The organism is Rhizobium sp. 05L419 (assembly GCF_056397845.1).
This window is the reverse complement of record NZ_JBFTOF010000005.1, coordinates 126109-143144: the sequence shown is the minus strand read 5'-3', so window position 1 is coordinate 143144 and position 17036 is coordinate 126109. Positions and strand designations below refer to the sequence as shown.

General features: G+C 61.8%; 14 protein-coding genes and 1 other RNA gene. 9 read left to right on the top strand and 6 right to left on the bottom strand.

Features of this window, described 5'->3' with window-relative positions:
- Positions 1 to 55: 55 nt before the first annotated feature.
- The 5 genes from AC1DMK_RS08595 to tkt form a co-directional block, all read right to left on the bottom strand.
- Positions 56 to 1906 (bottom strand): potassium/proton antiporter, encoded by a 1851-nt coding sequence (locus AC1DMK_RS08595; protein ID WP_037069299.1) that lies wholly within the window; start codon positions 1904 to 1906, stop codon positions 56 to 58.
- A 370-nt stretch (positions 1907 to 2276) separates the two neighbouring features.
- On the bottom strand, positions 2277 to 2591 hold the full coding sequence (locus tag AC1DMK_RS08590; protein WP_477858353.1) for a hypothetical protein: 315 nt from the start codon (positions 2589 to 2591) through the stop codon (positions 2277 to 2279).
- Positions 2592 to 2682: 91 nt separating this feature from the next.
- Positions 2683 to 2823, bottom strand: a complete 141-nt coding sequence (locus AC1DMK_RS08585) for a hypothetical protein (protein ID WP_477858351.1) — start codon at positions 2821 to 2823, stop codon at positions 2683 to 2685.
- A 184-nt stretch (positions 2824 to 3007) separates the two neighbouring features.
- On the bottom strand, positions 3008 to 4018 hold the full coding sequence (gene gap / locus AC1DMK_RS08580; RefSeq protein WP_037069293.1) for a type I glyceraldehyde-3-phosphate dehydrogenase: 1011 nt from the start codon (positions 4016 to 4018) through the stop codon (positions 3008 to 3010).
- Between the two features lie 65 nt (positions 4019 to 4083).
- Positions 4084 to 6057 carry a transketolase gene (gene tkt / locus AC1DMK_RS08575; RefSeq protein ID WP_477858349.1) on the bottom strand — a complete coding sequence of 658 codons (1974 nt, stop codon included), beginning with the start codon at positions 6055 to 6057 and terminating at the stop codon, positions 4084 to 4086.
- A gap of 335 nt (positions 6058 to 6392) precedes the next feature.
- On the opposite strand from tkt, the gene AC1DMK_RS08570 reads away from it, so the two are divergent.
- The 3 genes from AC1DMK_RS08570 to ssrS all read left to right on the top strand — a co-directional run bounded on the left by AC1DMK_RS08570 (position 6393) and on the right by ssrS (position 7286).
- Positions 6393 to 6668 (top strand): DUF4164 domain-containing protein, encoded by a 276-nt coding sequence (locus AC1DMK_RS08570; protein ID WP_477858347.1) that lies wholly within the window; start codon positions 6393 to 6395, stop codon positions 6666 to 6668.
- A gap of 15 nt (positions 6669 to 6683) precedes the next feature.
- Positions 6684 to 7061, top strand: coding sequence for a cell division protein ZapA (locus AC1DMK_RS08565; protein ID WP_037069286.1), 378 nt, complete (start codon positions 6684 to 6686; stop codon positions 7059 to 7061).
- Between the two features lie 66 nt (positions 7062 to 7127).
- Positions 7128 to 7286, top strand: a non-coding RNA gene (ssrS, locus tag AC1DMK_RS08560) — 6S RNA.
- Between the two features lie 130 nt (positions 7287 to 7416).
- On the opposite strand, the gene AC1DMK_RS08555 is transcribed toward ssrS, so the two are convergent.
- Entirely contained in the window at positions 7417 to 7875 is a 459-nt protein-coding gene (locus AC1DMK_RS08555; RefSeq protein ID WP_477858344.1) for a hypothetical protein, read from the bottom strand.
- A 546-nt stretch (positions 7876 to 8421) separates the two neighbouring features.
- Here AC1DMK_RS08555 and AC1DMK_RS08550 point away from each other — a divergent pair.
- The 6 genes from AC1DMK_RS08550 (at position 8422) to AC1DMK_RS08525 (ending at position 16943) form a co-directional block, all read left to right on the top strand.
- Entirely contained in the window at positions 8422 to 8568 is a 147-nt protein-coding gene (locus AC1DMK_RS08550; protein ID WP_080725715.1) for a DUF1127 domain-containing protein, read from the top strand.
- Positions 8569 to 8727: 159 nt separating this feature from the next.
- Positions 8728 to 9315, top strand: a complete 588-nt coding sequence (locus tag AC1DMK_RS08545) for an IMPACT family protein (RefSeq protein ID WP_477858342.1) — start codon at positions 8728 to 8730, stop codon at positions 9313 to 9315.
- A 119-nt stretch (positions 9316 to 9434) separates the two neighbouring features.
- On the top strand, positions 9435 to 10454 hold the full coding sequence (gene gnd, locus AC1DMK_RS08540; RefSeq protein WP_477858341.1) for a phosphogluconate dehydrogenase (NAD(+)-dependent, decarboxylating): 1020 nt from the start codon (positions 9435 to 9437) through the stop codon (positions 10452 to 10454).
- Positions 10455 to 10562: 108 nt separating this feature from the next.
- Positions 10563 to 12698 (top strand): mechanosensitive ion channel family protein, encoded by a 2136-nt coding sequence (locus AC1DMK_RS08535; protein WP_477858339.1) that lies wholly within the window; start codon positions 10563 to 10565, stop codon positions 12696 to 12698.
- 262 nt (positions 12699 to 12960) lie between these two features.
- Positions 12961 to 15564, top strand: a complete 2604-nt coding sequence (gene mprF / locus AC1DMK_RS08530; protein WP_477858337.1) for a bifunctional lysylphosphatidylglycerol flippase/synthetase MprF — start codon at positions 12961 to 12963, stop codon at positions 15562 to 15564.
- Entirely contained in the window at positions 15564 to 16943 is a 1380-nt protein-coding gene (locus AC1DMK_RS08525) for a virulence factor family protein (RefSeq protein ID WP_477858336.1), read from the top strand. The genes mprF and AC1DMK_RS08525 overlap by 1 nt, the downstream gene beginning before the upstream one ends.
- Positions 16944 to 17036: the final 93 nt, after the last annotated feature.

The window sequence follows — 17036 nt, the reverse complement described above, 5'->3', positions numbered from 1 at the left end:
TATTGCCCAAAAAGATGCGGGGACCATAGCAAGGATCATCCCGGACGCAAGGCATTCAGCGCGGGTTTTCATCACCTTTGGCGGCCGCTGCGGCTGCCGCCACCTCCTTGTTCTTTCTCCTTTTCAGCCGGTCGCGCATGCGGTCGATGATGTCGCGCATATTGATGAAGATCGGGAGCGTGATGGCCGGTTCGACGGCTTCGAGCGACATGCCGACGGAGCTGATATGATACTGGTCGTCGAGGTCGCGGACGATCAGAATGATCGAGCCCAGGCGGACGCGGTCGGCATAGTCGGCCTTGCCGCCGAGCCGCTGCTTCATCAACTCGGCAATCGTCAGGCCTTTCTCCGATTCATTCAGCAAGCCCGGGCCGTAGGCGGCGTCAAGGTCGGCGGCGGGGCGTGAAGGCGAAAGGGCGAAGGCACCGAAGAAATCGGCATCGTCTTCATCGACCGGGGCGCGGCTTGCAAACAGCTTGTCGAGCAGACGCGAATAGGAGGGAACGACAAAGAGATAGACCAGGTCGTTCTCGCGGAGCCGCCCGGCATATTGGTAGCGCATCGACTTGCCGTCGCGGATGATGAGCGACGGGGTTGCCCAGCGCGGGATTCGCTCGCCGCGAAGCACGGGACTATCCTTGATGACGCGGTAAGACAGCAGTTCGTGGTGTGCCGCGCCCGGCAGGTCGACCTCCACCTTGTCGACGGCGCCCATGCGAGGCGGAATGATAAGGCCGAGCTTCTTGGCGACGGGCTTGATGGTCCAGCCCTGCAACAGCAGCGAGACCAGCACGATGATGAAGGCGGTGTTGAAATAGACTTGTCCGTTTTCCAGGCCACCAAGGATCGGCATGATCGCGAGCAGGATCGAGACCGCGCCGCGCAGGCCGACCCAGGCGACGAAACCGATCTCCTGCTGCGTGTAGTCATAGGGCAGCAGCGAGAGCCAGATCGCCAGCGGACGCGCAATGAAGATCAGGAAGAGGGCGAGGAGCACGGCGGGGATGGCGATCGCCGGAAACTGCGAGGGGGTTGCCAAAAGGCCGAGGACGAGGAACATGATGATCTGCGCGAGCCAGGTCATGCCGTCCTGGAAGCGCTTGATCGAGGCAGAGCCGGGCAGCTTGCGATTGCCGGCATAGATGCCGGCGACATAGACCGCGAGGAAGCCGCTGCCGCCGACGGCGCCCGTCGCAGAGAAGACGAGCAGCGCCAGCGCCAGCACGAAGATGGGCGTCAGCCCCCGGTCGGTTTCCAGCTTGCCAACGATCAGCACGATCATCATGCCACCGAGCAGGCCAAGGATGACACCGAGCCCCATCTGCTGCACGAACATGGCAAGCATGCCGATATTGATGCCATGGTAGCGTTCGCCGCTTGCCAGCACCTCGACCAGGGCGATCGTCAGGAAGATCGCCATCGGATCGTTGGTGCCGGATTCCACTTCCAGCGTCGAGCGCACCTTGTCGCGGATGTTGATGCCGCCGATGCGCAGCAGGAAGAAGACGGCGGCGGCGTCGGTCGAGGCGACGATGGAGCCAAGCAGCATGCCTTCCAGCCATTTGAAATTCAGCAGCCACATGGCAGCGACGGCAAAGAGCGACGCTGTCATCAGCACGCCGACCGAGGCAAGCGTCAGCGATGGGACGGCCGCAAGCTTGAACGCCTGTACCGGGGTTCCGAAGCCGGAGTCGAACAGGATGACTGCAAGCGCGATGGAGCCGAGAATATAGGCGAGATAATTGTTGGTGAACTCGATGCCGAGACCGTCGGTGCCGGCGAGCAGGCCGATCCCGAGGAAGAGCAGGAGAAGAGGAGCACCGAAGCGAAACGCAAGCAGGCTCGAAAACGCCGCAAGGAGCACCAGCGCCGTCGATACCAATACGACGATGTAGAATGCTTCCATGCCGATCCCCTTATCCGCCGATCAAAGCTGCAGCATCGCCCCCGTCTGCTGCAGCTGCTTTCTGTCCTCTCATCTCTCCAAGCCGCACTCGATGGCCGCCAGTTAACGGCAAAATCCACTCGAAGGGTAGACCCTGAGGGCTAGCCTTTCCGTGCTGCGGCGTCATGCTGCTGATTGGTATGCCGAAAGGCAAATCGGACGAGCGGTTCGAGAGTGAGCCTATGGGAAGTGTAGGGCCAAATCAGGCAGGAACAGGGCAGAAAGGGACGCCCTGTATTTTTCTTGGACATTGTGTGCATCATCGAAGGCGCTGGTGACGTCGAGGGACTGATGTCGCCTTTGGTCCGCGACATCAGCCGAGTTCGCACGACTATGCTTCGGCGTCGTCGCCCTCATCCTCGGCGTCGGCGATCGGAATCAGGAAGACGACGAATTCGTCGTCGATGGTTCTCTCCGGATCGTCGTCGAACTCGTAGGCATGCTCGACCTCGCTCGCCTCTTCGGCGGTTGCCTTGCGCAACGTCAGCTTGGCGACGCCGTCCCACACCGGCTTGCCCTGGGATTGCAGGATCGTCAGATCTTCCCTGAAATCTTCAGCCTGGAAGAAATGCTTGGCGTCTTCGTCGTTTTCCGATCGGAAACTCGCGATGGCCTGTCCGCCGATTTCAATCGTAAAGTAATCCATAAAATTCTCTCTCGCTTCTGCGCGGGCCGCAACAGGCCGACAGTAAGGCGATCGGGTTCGCGGCGCCAGCACTATCCGCGCAGACCGCCTGTCAACGTGGGCCCATTGCGCGCGCCGTTTCCATCAGCGGCTGCCCCTTGGCGATCTGCCTCGAACTGCGCCCGCCAACGAGGCTCATGCTCAGCACGCTCGCGATCATGACGAGCAGGATGGCCATCATCAGAATTCTCATGGGTGAACCCGCCAGCTGCAATGTCTTGCGCAGTGTCTGTTTCACAGACCCTGAGGCTAGTCAGTTTGGCGCCGCAGGGCAAGCGTGCGAGGGGCAGGTGAGGTGTCGATGGTGCCACTGAACATGGCAGAAACAAAAGCGGCCCGGTTTCCCGAGCCGCTCCCAGACATTCTCCGCCGAACCCTTAGATGGTCTTGGCGAAGGCGACGGCCGTGTCCGACATGCGGCTGGAGAAACCCCACTCGTTGTCGTACCAGGTGAGGATACGAACGAAGTTGCCTTCCAGGACCTTGGTCTGGTCGAGCGCGAAGATCGAGGAGTGGCTGTCGTGGTTGAAGTCGCGGGAAACCAGCGGCTCGTCGGTGTAGCCGAGAATGCCCTTCAGGGCGCCGTCGGCGGCGGCCTTGATGGTTTCGTTGATTTCCTCGACCGTCGTGTTGCGCTTGGCGACGAACTTGAAGTCGACGACGGAAACGTTCGGCGTCGGAACGCGGATCGAGGTGCCGTCGAGCTTGCCCTTGAGTTCAGGCAGTACCAGGCCGACAGCCTTGGCAGCGCCGGTCGAGGTCGGGATCATCGACAGCGCCGCAGCGCGGGCCCGGTAGAGATCCTTGTGCATGGTGTCGAGCGTCGGCTGGTCACCGGTGTAGGAGTGGATCGTCGTCATGAAGCCATGATCGATGCCGATCGCATCGTTCAAGACCTTGACGACCGGAACCAGGCAGTTGGTGGTGCAGGATGCGTTGGAGATGACCAGGTGTTCCTTGGTCAGCTTGTCGTGGTTGACGCCGAAGACGACGGTCAGGTCGGCGCCGTCGGCAGGAGCCGAGACGATTACGCGCTTGGCGCCGGCGGTCAGGTGCAGGGCAGCCTTGTCGCGCGACGTGAAGATGCCGGTGCATTCCATCGCGATGTCGACGCCGAGTTCCTTGTGCGGCAGCGTTGCCGGGTCCTTGATCGCGGTGACCTTGATCGGCTTGCCGTTGCCGACCGTGATCGTGTCGCCTTCGACCTTGACGGTCGCCGGGAACTTGCCGTGGATCGAATCGTAGCGCAGCAGGTGGGCGTTGGTTTCGACAGGGCCGAGGTCGTTGATGGCGACGACTTCGATGTCGGTGCGGCCGGATTCGACGATGGCGCGGAGAACGTTGCGGCCGATGCGGCCGAAACCGTTGATGGCAACCTTTACAGTCATGTGTTTCACTCCCGATAAGTAGGGCTTGCGTTATGGAAAGGGGAGCGCCCGGAGGCGCTCCTTGATCAAAGTTTGGCTTCTGCAGCGGCAACCACTGCGTCTGCGGTGATACCGAAATGCTTGAAGACGTCCTTGGCCGGGCCGGAAGCGCCAAAGCTCTTCATGCCGACAAAGCTGCCTTCCGGTCCGATGAACGCATCCCAGCCTTCGCGAACGGCGGCTTCGACGGCGATCTTGACGGGCGAGTTGCCGAGGACTTCCTTGCGGTAGGCGTCAGGCTGCTCGAAGAACAGTTCCGTGCAGGGAACCGAGACGACGCGGACGCTGACGCCCTTGGCTTCCAGCGTTGCACGAGCGGCAACGGCGAGCTCGACTTCGGAGCCCGAAGCAAAGATCGTCACCTTGGCGTCGGCCTTGCCGGCCAGCGTGTAGGCGCCCTGTTCGCAGAGGTTCTTTTCGCTGTACTCGGTGCGCACCGCCGTCAGATTCTGACGGGTCAGCGCAAGACCCGATGGGCGCTTCTGCGTCTTGACGGCGATCTGCCAGCACTCAGCCGTTTCGGTGACGTCAGCCGGGCGGAACACCAGAAGGTTCGGAACGGCGCGCAGGCTGGCAACCTGTTCGACAGGTTGATGGGTCGGGCCGTCTTCGCCGACGCCGATCGAGTCATGCGTCAGGACGTGGATGACGCGGATACCCATGAGCGCTGCGAGCCGGATCGGCGGGCGGCAATAATCCGAGAAGATCAGGAAGCCGCCGCCGTAGGGAATGAGACCGCCGTGCAGCGATATGCCGTTCATGGCAGAGGCCATGCCGTGCTCGCGGATGCCCCAGTGCATGTAGCGGCCGGAGAAGTCGGTCGGCGTGATCGACACCATCTGGCTGGTCTTGGTGTTGTTCGAGGGTGTCAGGTCGGCGGAGCCGCCGAGCATTTCCGGCAGCAAGCCGTTGATGACCTCGAGCGCATCTTCGGATGCCTTGCGGGTGGCGACAGTCGGCTGGGTCTCGGCGACCCTCTTCTTGTAGGCGCTGATGGCAGCGTCGAAGCCTTCCGGCAGTTCGCCGGCGAAGCGGCGTGTGAACTCGGCCTTGGCGGGAGCCTTTGCGAGGCCGTCTTCCCATGCCTTGACCAGTTCAACGGAGCGGCTGCCCGCTGAGCGCCATGCATCAAGAACGTCTGCGGGAACGACGAAGGGTTCGTACTCCCAATCGAGCGCCTTGCGGGTGGCGGCGATTTCGTCGGCGCCGAGCGGGTTGCCGTGGACCTTGTGGGTGCCCTGCTTGTTCGGAGCGCCGAAGCCGATGATCGTCTTGCAGGCGATGAAGGTCGGGCGGTCGGACGTGTGGGCGGCTTCGATGGCGGCCGAGATCGCAGCCTGATCGTGACCGTCGACTTCGATCGTGTTCCAGTGAACAGCCTTGAAGCGGGCAACCTGATCGGTCGAGTCGGACAGCGACACGGCACCGTCGATCGTGATCGAGTTGTTGTCCCAGAAGAGAACCAGCTTGTTCAGCTTCAGGTGACCTGCAAGCGCGATGGCCTCGTGGCTGATGCCTTCCATCAGGCAGCCGTCGCCGCAGATGGCATAGGTATAGTGATCCTGCAGGTCGGCGCCGAATTCCTCGCGCAGCTTGCGCTCGGCGATCGCCATGCCAACGGAATTGGCAATGCCCTGGCCAAGTGGGCCTGTTGTCGTCTCGATGCCGGTAGCATGGCCATATTCCGGATGGCCGGCGGTCTTGGAGCCGAGCTGGCGGAACTGCTTCAGGTCTTCGACCGTCATGTCGGGATAACCGGTCAGGTACAGCACAGAATAGAGCAGCATCGAGCCGTGGCCGGCCGAAAGCACGAAACGGTCGCGGTTCGGCCAATGCGGCTTCTTCGGATCGAACTTCAGATATTTGGTGAACAGGACCGTCGCCACATCGGCCATGCCCATCGGCATGCCTGGGTGGCCGGAGTTGGCCTTTTCGACTGCATCCATGGCGAGGAAGCGGATCGCATTTGCCATCCGGTCGTGTTGTTCAGGAGAGATCATCACTATTCCGCTGGTTCCGGGTGTCGGGGGATGGCCTCAAGCCTGTGGAGACCATCAATGAGAGCGGCTGACACATAGCAGTTGGAACGGCCAAGTCAATAAAATGACGGCCAGTTACAGGGCTGTTGAATCGATTTTAGACATTTGACCATCTATTTTTACAAAAGTTGAAAGGTCTGTGATGCGGGCATTGATTGGCGTCATCCACAGGATAGGGCACCGATCGCCCCGTGGCCTTTATTGACGGGCAGTTGGCGAGCTGCATATCCTTTTTTGAACATTGGATCGGCTTCAGGCGCCGATTCGCGGGTCTTGAGCGGGGAACCGGAAGAGACATGACGCCCACAGGCAATATCATCGAGGCAGCGCTCAATGAGCTGCGACAGGCGATTTCGGGTCTCGAAAACGCCGTGGACATGCGCATCGAGCGCCAGCGCGAGCATGGCGAGATCGAGGGCGAAGTACGCCGCGTTCATGCGGATCGCTCGAAGCTCGCGCAGGAGCTCGATCAGGCGGAGTTCCGCGCGAACCGCCTGGAGGAGGTCAATCGCGAGGTGTCGCGACGGCTGGTGACGGCGATGGAGACGATCCGCGCCGTCCTCGACCGCTAGTGAAGGACAGATGAGATGGCGCAGGTAACGGTAACGATCGACGGCAAGGCCTATCGGATGGCCTGCGAGGAAGGGCAGGAAGATCACCTGACCGATCTTGCGACCCGTTTCGACCGCTATGTCGGCCATCTCAAGGATCAGTTCGGCGAAATCGGCGACCTCAGGATCACCGTGATGGCCGGGATCATGATCATGGACGAGATCTCGGAACTGACACGGCGCGTCGCCGGCCTCGAATCCGAACTCGAAACGCTGCGCGGCAACCGGGATACCGTTCTTGCGGCGACCGCGCGGACGGAGGAGACCTTCGCCGCAGCGCTTGTCGAGGTTACCGGCCACATTCGCGGCATTACCGACAAGCTCACCGGTCGCGCGCCTGCGGAGCTCAATTAGATAATAAATCCAAGGCGTGCCTGCGGAGCCTCTGGCGCAGCCTCGCGATCGGTCTTATATAGGGCATGCGATCTGCGCCTCTCGACAGGAACCACAATCCCTGGGGCCATACTCGATCCAAAGGGAGCTGTCCCTGACCAGGCTCGTGGGCCTGGACATATGGCGCCCACCTACGTTTGTAGGCACCCAGGATCGTAAACATCCACCGGTTGCCGCGGATCGCACTCACCTCCCATGACGCGTTTTACCGGGCGGGCGAAGGCCAGTGCCCCGATACGGCATGCCCCACTATGGCTGGACGAAGAAGGCGCGTCTTGCGGCGCGCCCGGTTTTCACCCTGTGATGATCGACGGTCCTATTGCGCCCCTTCCTTCTCTACGCAGGCGATCAGATCGGTGAAGGCCTGTTTCGCTCCGGCCAGCAGAAATTGCCCCTCGACGCCGTTTGCCGTGACATTCAGCTCCTTGCCTGACGTCAGCGCTAAAACGGCTTCGGACGTGTTCGGGACGTCGATCGTCGCCGTATGCGCGCTGTCGGCGGTGGACGAGAACTCAGCTTCGTCGCCGTCGTCCACCGACCAGCTTCCTTTCACCTCATCGCCTTTTTCGAACGGAAACCTGGCGGTGTTCGCAAACAGCGCGACCTTGTCGCCGACCGCAAGGAAGCCGATGCCGGACTGAGTATTCTGCGCCAGGCAGCCGATGAAGGCGTCGCCGTCCTTCAAAGGCTCGACGGAGAAATCGGCAGCATGCGCCAATGTGCTGGAGAGCAGCACGGCAGTGAATGTGAGTGCCGCGGCAGTGGTCTTGTTCATTTCGCATGTCCTATCGTGAGAGCTCAGTGTGGGAGGCTGGTGCGCATTGCCCTGAAGTAGCGCGTCTTGGCGCAGGACATCGGCGCTGACAATGCGGTTGCGGTCCGTTGCGGGTGAAAAGCGGAACCATTATTGGGCGCGCGGTGCTGGTCAGGCGACACTGCTTCTTGCCTACGACATGTGCTCTTGGTGCAAATGGCTTTGTCGGTCGGAAGTCTCGGTGAACCCGTGGTTGGGAGCCGGAGGGGTCTTGTTTGCGGATCAAACGGTTCAGTATTGCAAAATCCTTCCTATGGCGGGCCAAGCCTTGGGGTGAAGTCGCCCCGGCGGCCCCGCCATTGATCGTGACGGGGAATTGGTCGCTCCGGTCTCGTCGAAGAGATCAAATATTGTGCATTTCCTGTAAAGCTATGCGCTGAATGCATTGGTGGCCTGATGCCTTAGCGCTTTTCGCGATGTCGGTCCGGACGTATATTCACCTCAACAGAAAGACACCGGCAGCAAGAACGTTGCCGAACGCTGACAGCCCTAGGAAAGGGGATCATCATGAACGTAGCACGCTCCTTCAACAACTGGCGCAAGTATCGTCAGACGGTTTCCGAACTCGGCCGCATGTCCAACCGCGCACTGCACGACCTTGGCATCGACCGCGCCGACATCCAGCGCGTCGCACGCGATGCGGCCGTTCGCTAACACACCCGGTTGCTGCTCTTTGCGAGCAGCCGATGGATGAAGCGCCCGTTGCACTGCAGCGGGCGTTTTTGCGTTTGAAGTGCTGTGCCGCCGGTGATCGGCACCGCGCCGCGACAGTTTCACTTGCGAAACGCTCGGCGCAGGCGATATGCCACGCCCATGTTTTCACTGGAACGCATCGAGACATTCGAGCAGATCGTCAAGAAGAGCCGGTTTCGCGCCGTCGCAGGCCCGATCGCAGGCGAACAGGACGCCAAGGATTTCCTGGCGACACATGCCGATCCCGGTGCCAATCACAATTGCTGGGCCTGGCGGATCGGCCAGGGCTATCGCTTCAACGATGACGGCGAGCCGAGCGGCACGGCGGGAAAGCCAATTCTGCAAGCGATCGACGGGCAATCGCTCGACAACGTCATCGTGGTCGTGACCCGCTGGTTCGGCGGCGTCCTGCTTGGCACCGGCGGTCTTATCCGCGCCTATGGCGGAACGGCGTCGGCATGCCTGCGGGCGTCCGGCATCATCGAATTGATCCCCATGGCCGAGACAAGGATACATGTCGGCTTTTCGGACCTGGCGCTGGTGAAGGCGCGGCTCAGTGCTGCGGCGGGCGTTCGCGTAACAGACGAGGCGTTTCTGGGCACGGGCGCGCAGCTGACGCTCGCGATACCAAAGGCTATCGCGGGCGATGTCGCAAGGATGGTCGCGGATGCGACGAGCGGACGGGTCGTGATCGCTTTTCAGCCATGACGGCACTGCGCAGCAGCTATGAAGCCATGACCTCAATGTGACGCAGACTTCGCTTGCTTGCTGTCATGCGAGTGCTAGTTTCCGCAATCATATCGATTAAATATTCTAGGAGACTTGAGATGCAGCTTGGCATGGTTGGTTTGGGCCGTATGGGCAACTACATGGTCCAGCGCTTGATGCGTGATGGCCATGAATGCGTCGTTTACGATGCGAGACCGGAAAGCGTTGCCGATCTTGCCGCCAAGGGGGCCGTCGGCAGTGCTTCGCTGGAAGAGTTGGTCTCGAAGCTTTCGCGACCGCGCGCGGTCTGGCTGATGCTGCCCGCTGCTATCACCGACAAGGTGATCGCCCAGCTCCTGCCGCTGCTGCACGACGACGACATCATCATCGACGGCGGCAACTCCTACTACCACGACGACATCCGCCGTGGCGCCGAGCTGATCACCAAGGGCATCCACTATGTCGACGTCGGCACCAGCGGCGGCGTCTTCGGCCTCGAGCGCGGCTACTGCCTGATGATCGGCGGCGAGAAGGGCATCGTGCAGTCACTCTCGCCTATCTTCGCCTCGCTTGCTCCCGGACAGGGTTCGGTTGTGCCCTCGGAAAACCGGCCTGTCACGCCAGGCAGCACGGCCGAGCAGGGATATCTCCATTGTGGCCCGCACGGCGCCGGCCACTTCGTCAAGATGGTCCACAACGGCATCGAGTACGGTCTGATGGCTGCCTATGCCGAGGGGCTCAACATTTTGAAGCGCGCGAACATCGGTTCGGACAGCCACGAGGCGGATGCCGAGACGGCACCGCTCGCTCATCCGGAATACTATCGCTACGATTTCAATCTGCAGGATGTCGCCGAGGTGTGGCGCCGCGGCAGCGTCATTACATCGTGGCTGCTCGACCTGACGTCGGATGCGCTGCATGCCGATCCGGCGCTTGGGCAATATGCGGGCCGCGTTTCCGATTCGGGCGAAGGGCGCTGGACGATCATGGCGGCCATCGACGAGAGCGTGCCGACGCCGGTGCTCAGCGCTGCGCTCTATGGCCGCTTCTCCTCGCGCGACAACGACGAGTTCGCCAACAAGGTATTGTCGGCGATGCGCGCCGGCTTCGGCGGCCACGTCGAGAAACCCAAGGAGTAACCTATTCCGCACAAACGGATATTAGGCCCGCGCAGCCGCAAGCTGTGCGGGCTTTTCTTTCCTACGCCGCGATATAAGGTGGGCGAGACATATCGAAGGGACCGGCGAATGGGTGTGGGAATTGGCGCGCGCAGCGTGCTGCGGCTTCTGCTGCTGATTGTGGCCATTTCGACGGCAGCGAGCGCCGGCGCGCAGACGCCCGCGACACCAGCCGCTCCGACACCAGCCGCGCCGGGGCCCGCCGCGGCGCCGCCCGCCGAGGTGCGGCAGATGCTGCAGCTGATGCAGACGCCGCAAGCCAAGCAATGGATGGCGACGCAGATGCAGGCAATGCCTGCCGCCGGGGAAGCGAGCGCCGACCAGATGTCGGTTCTCTCCGAACTTCTCGGCCATGCGCGCCGCCACTTCGATCTGGTGTCGGGCGCGGCGATGGAGCTGCCCCACGAGGTCGAAGCGGCGTCGGCGATCGTCGATCGCGAGGTCGAACCGAGCGGCTGGGCACTGGTCACGATCGAAGTTCTGGCGTTGCTCCTGGCCGGGCCGGCTGCCGAAATGCTGTTTCGTCTGCTCGTGCCGAAACCGCGAATTCGGCGCGCGGACGGCGAGGTGGTGACGGTCGCACACCATGCGGCGGCCAATTTGACCTACCGCATCGTGCCGGCGCTGGTCTTCGGCGTCGCGACGCTGGTGCCGCTGGTCGTGTTCAAATGGCCGCCGATCACGCAGTCGATGGCGATCGCAATCGCGATCGCGCTGCTGGTGGCACGTTTCACGATCTCGTTTGGCCGATTGCTCGTGGCTCTGATCACGCTTGCGAAGGCCGACGGAGAGCGTGAGGTGTCCCGGTCGGCGGCACTGTTCTGGTTCCGGCGCAGCGCGGTCTTCGTCATCTATTTCGCCTTCGGCTGGGTCATCATCCAGCTCATGCTGCCGCTCGGATTTTCCAGCGGATCGCGCTATCTGGTCGGCTACACGCTCGGCATCGGGCTGCTCCTGATCGCCACGGAGGCCGTCTGGTCGCGGCCTGCCGAAGGCGGGCAAAGAAGTGCAACGATCTCGTGGTTGCTGACGATCTATTTCGTGGCGCTCTGGCTCCTGTGGGTCGGAGGATTCAACTTCTTGCTGTGGATCGGCATCTATCTGGTGCTTCTGCCGCGTGCGCTGCGCGTCGCCACGCTCGCGGTGCGTTGCCTGCATCAGGCGGAGGCCGGGTTCCTGGCCAAGCGCCGTATCGCGGCGGTTCTTCTTGATCGCGGTGTGCGTGCCGCCATCATCGCGATCGCCGCCGTGTGGCTCGGGCGCATACTTGGCTTGGCCGCCGATCGCATGGCTGCAGGCGACACAATGGTCGATCGCATCACCCGCGGTTCGATCGGCGGCATCGTCATCCTGCTTGCCGCCGATCTCCTCTGGCATCTGGCTCGGGCCTATATCAATTCGAGGCTGGAGAACTCGGCACTGGACAGCGCTGCCAGTGACGAGGAAAAGGCGAGGAGGGCGCGGCTGCAGACGTTGCTGCCGATCTTCCGCAACATCCTCGCTGTCGTCATCGCCGTGATCGCGGTTTTGATGGTGCTCTCCGGGCTCGGCGTGGAGATCGGGCCGCTCATCGCCGGCGCCGGCGTGGTCGGTGTGGCGGTCGGCTTCGGCGCGCAGACGATCGTCAAGGACGTGATCAGCGGTATGTTCTATCTGTGGGACGACGCCTTTCGCATCGGCGAATACATCGAAAGCGGCAGCCACAAGGGCGTCGTGGAGGCCTTCAGCCTGCGGTCGGTCCGGTTGAGGCACCATCGGGGACCCCTGACGACGGTGCCGTTCGGCGAACTCGGCGCCGTCAAGAATCTCAACCGCGACTGGACGATCGACAAGATCTCGCTGAACGTCACATACGATACGGACCTCGTGAAGGCGAAGAAGGTCATCAAGCAGATTGGCCAGCAGTTGCTGGAAAATCCGGAGTATGGCCCACACATCATCGAAACGCTGAAAATGAAGGGCGTCGAGCAGTTTGGCGAATTTGCAATCGAGATACGGCTGTCGATGATGACCAAGCCCGGAGAGCAGTTCGTGATCCGCCGCAATGCGCTCGCCATGATCCGAAATGCCTTCAAGGAAAACGGCATTGAGTTTGCCGTGCCGACTGTGCAGGTCTCGGGTGAGGGGCGCGATGCCGAAGCACGTGCGGCGGCTGCGCGCTTTGCCGCGCAGAGGTCCGAAGCCGGCGGCGAACCCGCAGTATGATGAGATGACGACGGTTCAACGGCTGCTGCTGCGAGCGCAATCAACGGCAGCTGCCCGGATCTGACCGGCGGACTGGCCGAGCTTACGAAAATGCAATGTGTTAACCCGCCGATTGCGCCAAAATTGCCCCAATTAGAGATGAAGCAGACGTCTGTAAGCGGCGCTGGGGTGGCGCGTGCATGTGTACGCTCGGTGTGCATGCCGGTTATGTTACGCATTCGAAACATGATTCCCGCAAAGATGGAAATCGCGACGGTAAGAAATGTCGGGGCACGGCAATTTGGAAGAGATAGAAGACATGGAAGAGACCGCCTTGCGCGGATTCTTCAGGCGATACCGCACACATCTGACGGCAGTTGCGACGCTTGCCGTCTTCTGCATCGTCGGCTTCGCGATCGTACAGCTGACGAACGAGGTCCGCTATGACGACGTCGTGCAGGCTCTTGCCGATACCAAGACCAGCTCGATTCTCCTGGCGCTGTTCTTCACCGGTCTGAGCTTCCTCGCGCTCGTCTTTTACGACGTCAACGCCATCGAGTATATCGGCAGGAAGCTGCCCTTTCCCCAGGTCGCGCTGACTGCGTTCAGCGCCTACGCGGTTGGGAACACGGCCGGGTTCGGTGCGCTCAGCGGCGGAGCGATCCGCTACCGCGCCTATTCGCGGCTCGGCCTGACGCCGKAAGAAATCGGTCGCGTCATCGCGTTCGTCACGGTCGCTTTCGGCCTCGGGCTTGCCGGCGTCGGATCGATTGCGCTTTTGGCCATCGCCGACGAGATCGCTCCGCTGATCAACGTCAGCAGCTTGCTGCTCCGGTTGATCGGCGGATCGATCGTCGCGCTTTTGGGAGCGGTCATGGTGTTTGGCCGCGGCGGCAAGGTGTTCCACATCGGTTCGGTGTCGATACGCCTGCCGGATTCGGCCACCTGGTCGCAGCAGTTCCTCGTGGCCGCCTTCGATATCGCAGCGTCCGCCACCGTCCTCTATGTGCTTCTGCCGCAAACGGCGATCAGCTGGCCGGTATTCCTGGCGATCTATGCGATCGCGGTCGGTCTCGGGGTGCTCAGCCATGTGCCGGCCGGTCTCGGCGTGTTCGAGACCGTCATCATCGCCTCGCTCGGCAGCGCGGTGAACATCGACGCGGTGCTCGGTTCGCTCGTCCTTTATCGGCTGATCTACCACGTGCTGCCGCTGGTGATCGCCGTGCTCGCCGTCTCGGCAACCGAGCTCCGCCGCTTCGCCGATCATCCGGTCGCATCCGGTGTCCGGAGGATCGGCATCCGGCTGATGCCGCAGCTGTTGTCGACGCTTGCCTTGCTGCTCGGCGTCATGCTGATCTTTTCGAGCGTGACGCCGACGCCGGATTCCAATCTCGAATTCCTTGCCAACTACCTGCCGCTGCCGATCGTGGAGGGCGCGCACTTCCTTTCCAGCCTGCTCGGGCTGGCGCTGGTCGTTGCAGCCCGCGGCCTGGGACAGAGGCTCGACGGGGCCTGGTGGGTTTCCATCATTTCTGCCGCCGCTGCGCTGACGCTTTCGCTCCTGAAGGCGATCGCGCTGGTAGAGGCATGCTTCCTGGGCTTCCTGATTTTCGGCCTGTTCGTCAGCCGCCGCCTTTTCCGCCGGCACGCATCGCTTTTGAACCAGACGCTGACGGCATCCTGGCTGACGGCGATCGCGGTGGTCTGCGTCGGTGCGATCGTCATCTTGCTGTTCGTCTACCGCGATGTCGAATACAGCAACGAGCTCTGGTGGCAGTTCGAGTTCGCCGACGAGGCGCCGCGCGGCCTGCGCGCCGTGCTCGGCATCACGATMATTTCTTCGGCGATCGCTATCTTCAGCCTGTTGCGACCGGCAACGTCGAAGCCGGAACCGGCCTCCGACGAAGCGCTGCAACGCGCGGTCGGGATCGTCGGCAAGCAACGATACGCCGACGCAAATCTGGTGCGCATGGGCGACAAGAGCATCATGTTTTCCGAAAAGGGCGATGCCTTCATCATGTATGGCCGGCAGGGCCGCTCATGGATCGCGCTGTTTGACCCGATCGGCGACCGAAGCGCTATCCCGGAGCTCGTCTGGCGCTTTGTCGAGTCGGCCCGCGCAGCCGGCTGCCGCGCCGTTTTCTATCAGATTTCGCCGGCGCTTCTTTCGCACTGCGCCGATGCGGGGCTGCGCGCCTTCAAGCTGGGCGAGCTCGCTGTGGCCGATCTCAAAGCCTTCGAGATGAAGGGCGGCAAGTGGGCGAACCTGCGACAGACCGCCAGCCGCGCCCAGCGCGACGGCCTGGAATTCGAGGTGATCGGACCGGAGGGCGTCCCCGCCGTCATGGACGAGCTCTCCGCGGTTTCCACCGCCTGGCTGCAGGATCACAACGCCAAGGAAAAGGGCTTTTCGCTAGGCGCTTTTGAACCGGACTATATCGTCGGCCAGCCGGTCGGGATCCTGAAGCGCGAGGGAAAGATCGTTGCGTTCGCGAACATCCTGATCACCGAAACCAGGGACGAGGGGACAATCGATCTGATGCGCTTCTCGCCGGATGCGCCGAAAGGCTCGATGGACTTCCTTTTCGTGCAGATCATGGAGTATCTGCGGAACGAAGGGTTTGCCCATTTCAATCTCGGCATGGCACCGCTTTCGGGCATGTCGAAGCGGGAGGCTGCGCCGGTTTGGGACCGCATCGGCAGCACTGTCTTCGAACACGGCGAGCGCTTTTACAACTTCAAGGGCCTCAGGGCCTTCAAATCCAAGTTTCACCCTCAATGGCATCCGCGTTATCTTGCGGTTTCCGGAGGAGGCAATCCGATGATCGCATTGATGGACGCAACGTTCCTGATCGGCGGCGGATTGAAAGGGGTCGTGAGGAAATAATGAAAAGATACCTTCTTGCAGCGGTGTGCGCGCTGTCGCTTGCGGCACCTGCGGCCCGGGCAGCAAGCGAAACGACGCAGAGCTTCGAAACCGGTCTCATTGCTTCTCCGCACATCTTCCTGCCGCAAGGCGACGTTAAGGGCGCGGTCATGCTGATCTCGGATGCTGCCGGCTGGGGCGACAAGGAAAAGGCCGAAGCCGACAGGATGGTGGGTGAGGGATCTGTCGTCATCGGCGTCGATTTCCCGTCCTACATCGAGGCGCTGAGACAATACGACGTCAGCCAGAACGACGGCTGCATCTACCTGGTGTCCGACATCGAGTCACTCAGCCAGCAGGTTCAGCGTGCTGCCGGGAACAGCCCCTACCATCTGCCAATCATTGCCGGCATCGGCGAGGGTGGAGCGCTTGCGCTTGCCATTGCCGCGCAGACGCCTGATGCCACCATCGGCCAGACGCTCGCGGTCGATCCGCTCGCAGGAATTCCGCTGACGAAGGAACTTTGCACGCCGGCGAAAAAGCAGACGGTCGGCGACCGGATGATCTACGGCMTCAGCGATATCTCGTTGCCCGATCCCGTCATCGCGGCCTTCACCCCGGCCGCCGGCAAGGAAGGCCGGGCTCATGTGGAAGAATTGAAGAAAGCGCATGCGGGCATCGATATCCGCGATTCCGAAGACGATGCGCAGACCACGCTCAGCGATATTCTCGACGAGCTGATTGCGGCTTCCGCCAGCGCCGACAACCCACTCGGACTGCCGCTGACCGTTCTCGATGCCAAGCCGGTCTTCGACACGATGGCGGTGATCTTTTCCGGCGATGGAGGCTGGCGCGATATCGACAAGGAAGTCGGCGCGTCGCTGCAGAAGCAAGGCATCCCGGTCGTCGGGATCGATTCCCTCCATTATTTCTGGTCCGAGCGCAAGCCGCAGGAAACGGCGGACGATCTCGGCAGGATCATCGAACTCTACCGTAAGCAATGGAAGGTCAAGCACGTGCTGCTGGTGGGCTATTCCTTTGGTGCGGATGTGGTGCCCGCCGCTTTTTCACTGCTGAAGCCGGCGCCCAAAAGCTCGGTTGCGCAGATATCGCTTCTGTCTCTCTCCCACGCGGTGGACTACCAGATCTCTGTCATGGGCTGGCTCGGCCAGAAAACCGAGGGGGCCGGCGGCGATCCGGTGGATGACCTGAAGAAGGTCGATCCCAAGATCGTCCAATGCATCTACGGCAAGGAAGACGATGACGAAGTGGCCTGCCCGGATCTGAAAGGCACCGGCGTCGACGTCATTACGCTCGCCGGCGACCACCATTTCGACGAGAACTACGAGCTTCTCAGCAAGACGATCATCGACGGCCTGAAGTCGCGGCTGCAGGACTAGATGTGGGCCCCCACAGGTCGGGGATGGCTTGCCCGGTGACCTAAAGTATCAATGTTCTTGGCATGATCGACCCGCAGGTTGCTTTCCGTGTTC

Bases quoted from the DNA above. Each gene is read 5' to 3' on its own strand.
- AC1DMK_RS08565 (WP_037069286.1), top strand. From the start codon at position 6,684: ATGGCGCAGGTAACGGTAACGATCGACGGCAAGGCCTATCGGATGGCC.
- AC1DMK_RS08555 (WP_477858344.1), bottom strand. From the start codon at position 7,875: ATGAACAAGACCACTGCCGCGGCACTCACATTCACTGCCGTGCTGCTC.
- AC1DMK_RS08590 (WP_477858353.1), bottom strand. From the start codon at position 2,591: ATGGATTACTTTACGATTGAAATCGGCGGACAGGCCATCGCGAGTTTC.
- AC1DMK_RS08535 (WP_477858339.1), top strand. From the start codon at position 10,563: ATGGGTGTGGGAATTGGCGCGCGCAGCGTGCTGCGGCTTCTGCTGCTG.
- gnd (WP_477858341.1), top strand. From the start codon at position 9,435: ATGCAGCTTGGCATGGTTGGTTTGGGCCGTATGGGCAACTACATGGTC.
- AC1DMK_RS08585 (WP_477858351.1), bottom strand. From the start codon at position 2,823: ATGAGAATTCTGATGATGGCCATCCTGCTCGTCATGATCGCGAGCGTG.
- tkt (WP_477858349.1), bottom strand. From the start codon at position 6,057: ATGATCTCTCCTGAACAACACGACCGGATGGCAAATGCGATCCGCTTC.
- AC1DMK_RS08595 (WP_037069299.1), bottom strand. From the start codon at position 1,906: ATGGAAGCATTCTACATCGTCGTATTGGTATCGACGGCGCTGGTGCTC.
- AC1DMK_RS08570 (WP_477858347.1), top strand. From the start codon at position 6,393: ATGACGCCCACAGGCAATATCATCGAGGCAGCGCTCAATGAGCTGCGA.
- gap (WP_037069293.1), bottom strand. From the start codon at position 4,018: ATGACTGTAAAGGTTGCCATCAACGGTTTCGGCCGCATCGGCCGCAAC.
- AC1DMK_RS08545 (WP_477858342.1), top strand. From the start codon at position 8,728: ATGTTTTCACTGGAACGCATCGAGACATTCGAGCAGATCGTCAAGAAG.
- AC1DMK_RS08550 (WP_080725715.1), top strand. From the start codon at position 8,422: ATGAACGTAGCACGCTCCTTCAACAACTGGCGCAAGTATCGTCAGACG.